Raw genomic sequence first — 5,537 nt, forward strand, 5'->3', positions numbered from 1 at the left:
GCCGCCGCCGGACCGACGCCCCCGACGAGCACGTCGAAGGCGATGCCCGGAAGGTCCCGGCGGTTGATGAGATAGCCCTCCCCAGACTTCGTCCGGGGATACCCCAGGGGCAAGGTGCGTGGCTCAGGACCGAACGTGTCCGGATGAGGGGTCAGCCCGGTGGTGACGGAGTCTGCCTCCGCCGCCACCGCGGTCACGACGAGCGCGCGCACCGCTGCCGCCCGGTTACTTGAGCTTGAGGTTGAAGGACCAGACGGCGAGCGGCTTGCCGTCCTCGGCGATCTGCAGGAACGCCAGCTTCTTCGAGGAAGGGGCCTCGCCCTGGCCGCCGGTCGCGAAGACGTCGGCGCCCGGGAAGCTGCGGTAGGTGTTCGAGGAGGGCTCGGTGATCGGCTGGCCGTCCAGGACCGCCGACCAGCGCTTGCCGTCCTCGACGATCTCCGGCTCGACCCCGAGACGCAGGGTGTCGCCCCGCGCGTACTCGACGGTCTTGGGGTTCTTGAGGTTGGTGAGGCACTCCTGGACCTGGTCCATGGAGAGCTCCTTGCCGTCGTTGTGGCAGGAGGCTTCGGCGGACACCGACGAGGTGCCGACCGTCACGGTCGCCAGCGGCGTCGGCTTCTCGCCGCAGGCGGAGAGGAGGAGGAGGCCGGCGGACACGGCTCCGAGGGCCGCGACGCTGCGGCGGGCCCTACCCGAGAAAAGCGGTGCGGTCATGAGCCGAAGGCTATCGGGCCGGTGGGCTGCGCCGCCGCACGGGGTACCGGTGGCCTGCGGCGCGGCGCGGCACTCGGGTGCGGCTCTCGTGCCGGGGATCCGCCCCGGACCCCGTACGTGCGCTCCGCGCCCGTGCCCTCAAACGCCGGGCGGGCTGGAAAATCCAGCCCGGCAACGGTGCCGCAGGCGGTCATGCGACCCGCGGCCGGGAGGCGCTGTGGTGGCGGGGCGCCGCGGCGACACCGCGCAGCGCCATCGTCGTGCCCAGGGCCACGATCGCCGCGGCGACCGACATCCCCAGTACGCCGTTCAGCGGCAGCACGATGCCGATCGCGCCGCCCAGCACCCACGCCACCTGGAGCAGCGTCTCCGAACGGGCGAACGCCGAGGTCCGTACCGACTCCGGCACGTCCCGCTGGATCATCGCGTCCAGCGACAACTTCGCCAACGCCTGACAGAAGCCCGCCGTCGCGCCCAGCACGGCCATGAACAGCCCGCTGAAGAACACCGCCGCGAGCACCGCCACGGCCAGCGTCAGACACAGCACCGCCGCGATGATCGCCTCCGGCGCCCGCGCCCGCAGCCACGCGCCCGCCGCCGTGCCGCAGGCGTTGCCCACGCCCGCCGAGACACCCACGATGCCCAGCGACACCGCCGCGCTCTGCCCCGCCAGTGGATGCTCGCGCAGCAGGAACGCCAGGAAGAAGATCAGGAACCCGGACAGCGCACGCATCGAGGCGTTCGCCAGCAACCCGCACAGCACCGACCTGCTGACCGTCCGCAGGCCCGGCCGCTTCGAATGCGCCTCGTGCGTGGACAGCCGCGCCCGGCGCTCCCCCTTGGCCTCGTCCACCTTGTGCGGCAGCGTGAACGCCGCGACCGTGCCCCACACGAAGATCAGGCAGGCCCCGTACAGCGGCCACTGCGGCCCGATCAGATTCAGCGCGGCCCCCACCGGCGCCGCCACGCCCGTGGCCAGCAGACCGGCCAGCGTGACCCGCGAGTTCGCCTTGACGAGTGAGAATTTCGGCGGCAGCAGCCGAGGCACCACCGCACTGCGCACCACCCCGTACGACTTCGACGCCACCAGCACGCCCAACGCCGCCGGATACAGCTGGATGCCCCCCGTGGCCACCGCCCCGGACATCAGCAACGCCAGCAGCGCGCGGGCCAGCATCGCGGCCGCCATCGAAGCCCGGCGGCCGTGCGGCAGCCGGTCCAGGAGCGGGCCGATCACCGGGGCCAGCACCGTGAACGGGGCCATCGTGATGCCGAGGTACAGGGCCACCCGGCCCCGTGCCTCGTCCGTGGGAACGGAGAAGAACACCGTCGAGGCCAGCGCCACCGTGATCAGCATGTCCCCGGCGCCGTTGATGGCGTGCAGCTCGATCAGCTTGCCGAGGCCCGATTCACCGGCCCCGTGCGCGTGCGTGGCCCGCCGGATCCCGCGCGCCGGACGGTGCAGCGCACGCCCGACAGCCCGGCCGGCCCGCCTGGCCGGTCCCGAGCCGTCGTCGGACGACCGTACGGGTGCCACACTCGACATAGTGCCCCACCCGGCCCTCCCGGGGCGCCTCCCGGCGCGTCGCGCACCCGGTGGCTTGTCCGCGAATCGGACCTTGCATGTGTGCCCGAGGCTTAAGAGGAGGTAGCGTGCGTAGCGCGCCACCGGCGGTTGCTCCTGGCCGCGCGCCTCTTCGTGATCCCGCAGAATGGGTTGCAGTGAGGTGCGCCCGGAGTCCGATCGGGTGCGGACGTCGACGCGGCCCTCTGGTCCGCTCCGCCCGTGCCACGTACGGACAGCACCGACGGGTCGTTGTGGACGACAGTACGGACGGCGCACACGTGAGACGGCGTAGGAGAGAACGAGACCAGTGAGTGCTGCGACGACGCGAAGCCGTACCCCGCGTACCCCCGACCGCCTGTGCGTCGAGGCGGTAGAACTCGCCCGCGCGGCGGCCGAGGAGGCCGCCTTCCCCGGAGTGGTCGGCGCGCACGTCTCCGCCGTGGCGGAGGGCGACCGCGTCGTCACCCACTTCTTCGAGTCCAAGGAACCGGGCTACCGCGGCTGGCGCTGGGCCGTCACCGTGACCCGCGCCTCCCGCGCGAAGAACGTCACCCTCGACGAAACGGTGCTGCTTCCCGGCGACGACGCGCTGCTCGCCCCCGAGTGGGTGCCGTGGAGCGAGCGGCTGCGCCCCGGCGACATGGGCCCGGGCGACCTGCTGCCCACCGACGCCGAGGACCTGCGCCTGGAGCCGGGCTGGTCGGGCGAGGACACCCCGCCGCCGAACTCGGTGGTCTCCACCGAGATGGCCGAACTGGTCGAGGCCGAGGACGCCGACGTCACCGACCGCGCGGTGGTCCCCGTACGCGGCTCCATCACCTCGGTCGCCGAGGAACTGGGCATGCGGCGGGCGCGCGTGCTGTCCCGCTACGGGCTGCACACCGCCGCCGACCGCTGGGACGAGTCCTTCGGCGCCAAGACCCCGATGGCGCAGGCCGCGCCCGCGTCCTGCGTCTCCTGCGGCTTCCTGGTGGCCATCGGCGGCTCGCTCGGCCAGGCCTTCGGCGTCTGCGCGAACGAGTTCAGCCCGGCCGACGGCCGTCTGGTGTCGCTGTCCTACGGCTGCGGCGGCCACTCGGAGGCCGCGGTCATGCCGGCCCCGCTGCGACCGGCCCCGCCGGTGCTCGACTCGATGGCCTCGGACGAGTTCACCCTGCGACCGACCCCCGACAGCGGATCGGTGCCGGTCTCGGAGTCCGACCTGCCGGCCGCGGACCTCGGTCACTCGTAGCCCGCTCGGCGTACCCTCGCCCCATGGGGGACACGGGCGCGGACACGGACATGGACATGGTGGGGATGACCGGCCGGGTGACCGGGACGGTCGGCCCCGGCCTGGTGGGCGAGGTCATCGTCCGGATCCGGGGCGGGGCGGAGCACTTCCTCGCCCATCCGGTCCACGGGACCGGCCGGCTCGCCGTCGGGACGGTGGTGACGGTGGTCGAGTACCTGCCGCCGCGCACGGTGTACGTGATGGCCGCCTACGACAACTGACGCCCCGTCCCACCTGTACGTATCAGGATGGCGACAAGACACGGCCCGCGTCTTCCGGCCGGGCCGCGACAGGCGCAGACTCGGCCTCGTCGGTGCCGAACGGCACCGCGCTAAGGGGGCGTTGCCGATGGCTATCGGCGTCGTGGCGGGTATCGTTCTCGCCGCAATCGTGGCTCTGATCGGCCTGTTCAAGCTCATGTGGCGGGTGGCCGAACCGAACGAGGCACTCGTCATCTCCGGTTCCACGCACAAGACCGAGGGCCTCGGGCAGGGCATGGGCTTCCGGATCGTCACCGGGCGGGGGACGCTCGTCCTCCCGGGCGTGCAGGCGGTACGGAAACTGTCCCTGGACCTCAACGAGACCCAGCTGTCCGTGGACTGCGTCACCCACCAGGGCATCCCGCTGCGGGTGAAGGGCGTCGTCATCTTCAAGGTCGGCGACGACCTCGTGTCGATCGCCAACGCGGCCCGCCGCTTCCTGGACCAGCAGAAGATGATGCCCGAGCGCGTCCACATCGTCTTCGCGGGCCATCTGCGGTCCATCGTGGGCGGATTGACGGTCGAGGACATGATCCGCGACCGGGAGAAGCTGACGGGCCAGACCCGGATGGCCTGCGGTACCGAGATGGAGAAGCTCGGCCTGATCGTCGACTCGCTGCAGATCCACGAGATCGAGGACCCGACCGGCTACATCAAGAACCTGGCGATGCCGCACGCGGCGGCCGTGCAGCGGGACGCGCGGATCGCGCAGGCCGAGGCGAACCGGCTGGCCACGGAGGCCGAGCAGGCCGCCTTCGCCCGGATGGCCGAGGCGACGCGCGACAGCGAGATCCTGCAGGCCGGCTACCAGGCCGAGCGGGACAAGGCGGCGGCGACGGCCCGTCAGGCGGGCCCGCTGTCGGAGGCGGCCGCCCGCCAGGAGGTCGTCGTCCAGGAGACCCGGGTCGCGGAGCTGGAGGCGCACCGGCGCGAGCAGCAGTTGCAGGCGGACGTACGCAAGCCCGCGGACGCGGCGGCGTACGAGACCCGCACCCGGGCCGAGGCCGAGCGCGACGCCCGGATCTCGGCGGCGCAGGCGAAGGCCCGGGAGACCGAGCTCGCGGCGGCCGCCGAGGCGACGCGGGTGACGACGGCGGCGACCGCCGACGCGCAGGCCGTGGAGGCGCGGGGCATCGCGTCGGCGAAGGCGACACGGGCCACGGGTGAGGCGGAGGCCGCGGCCACGCAGGCGCGGGGCCTGGCGGAGGCGGAGTCGGCGAAGGCCCGCGGTCTGGCCGAGGCGGAAGCGATCAAGGCGCGGGCCGCCGCGCTGGCGGAGAACCAGGAGGCGGTCGTCGCGCAGCAGCTGGCCGAGAACTGGCCGGCGATCGTGGAGGCGGGCGCGGGTGCCTTCGGCAACGTGGAGCACATGGTCCTGCTGAACGGGGCCGAGGGCATGTCGGAGATGTTCGCCAAGGCGCTGACGATGGGCGGCACGGGTCTGGGCGTGGCCCGCCAACTCCTGGCCTCGATGGGCCGGCCCCCCGCCCCGGGAACTCCGTCCCCGGCCACCCCGCCGGTGAACGGCCGCATCCCGATCCACGAGGAGTAACCCGCTGCTCCAGCGCCTCCGGCGTGTGCGGCCCCGGCGGCGCCCCCGGCCGCTATTTCAGCGCCTGGGGAGGCCGATTCAGCCCCTCCGGCGTTTGGGGAGCGGGGTCCGGGGCGGAGCCCCGGCAGCGGCGCGGGCGCCGAACCGTCGTGTTTCCGGCGCGGCGCCGTC

General features: G+C 73.1%; 5 protein-coding genes and 1 pseudogene. 3 read left to right on the plus strand and 3 right to left on the minus strand.

The window, feature by feature from the left end:
• The 3 genes and pseudogenes from AB8A24_RS03355 to AB8A24_RS03365 form a co-directional block, all read right to left on the minus strand.
• Window positions 1-212: pseudogene (locus AB8A24_RS03355) on the minus strand (futalosine hydrolase); the annotation flags it as partial.
• A 13-nt stretch (window positions 213-225) separates the two neighbouring features.
• Window positions 226-717 (minus strand): DUF2771 domain-containing protein, encoded by a 492-nt coding sequence (locus AB8A24_RS03360; protein ID WP_150257960.1) that lies wholly within the window; start codon window positions 715-717, stop codon window positions 226-228.
• Between the two features lie 190 nt (window positions 718-907).
• On the minus strand, window positions 908-2,263 hold the full coding sequence (locus AB8A24_RS03365) for an MFS transporter (RefSeq protein WP_328962798.1): 1,356 nt from the start codon (window positions 2,261-2,263) through the stop codon (window positions 908-910).
• A 328-nt stretch (window positions 2,264-2,591) separates the two neighbouring features.
• Here AB8A24_RS03365 and AB8A24_RS03370 point away from each other — a divergent pair, with 328 nt between their 5' ends.
• The 3 genes from AB8A24_RS03370 to AB8A24_RS03380 all read left to right on the plus strand — a co-directional run bounded on the left by AB8A24_RS03370 (window position 2,592) and on the right by AB8A24_RS03380 (window position 5,366).
• Complete coding sequence (locus AB8A24_RS03370) at window positions 2,592-3,515, plus strand: DUF3027 domain-containing protein (protein WP_030727732.1); 924 nt, start codon at window positions 2,592-2,594, stop codon at window positions 3,513-3,515.
• 23 nt (window positions 3,516-3,538) lie between these two features.
• Window positions 3,539-3,775, plus strand: a complete 237-nt coding sequence (locus tag AB8A24_RS03375; RefSeq protein WP_266483943.1) for a hypothetical protein — start codon at window positions 3,539-3,541, stop codon at window positions 3,773-3,775.
• Between the two features lie 127 nt (window positions 3,776-3,902).
• On the plus strand, window positions 3,903-5,366 hold the full coding sequence (locus AB8A24_RS03380) for an SPFH domain-containing protein (RefSeq protein WP_328962799.1): 1,464 nt from the start codon (window positions 3,903-3,905) through the stop codon (window positions 5,364-5,366).
• The last annotated feature ends 171 nt before the right edge of the window (window positions 5,367-5,537 follow it).

Source organism: Streptomyces sp. BF23-19 (assembly GCF_041106355.1).
Lineage (GTDB): Bacteria > Actinomycetota > Actinomycetes > Streptomycetales > Streptomycetaceae > Streptomyces > Streptomyces virginiae_A.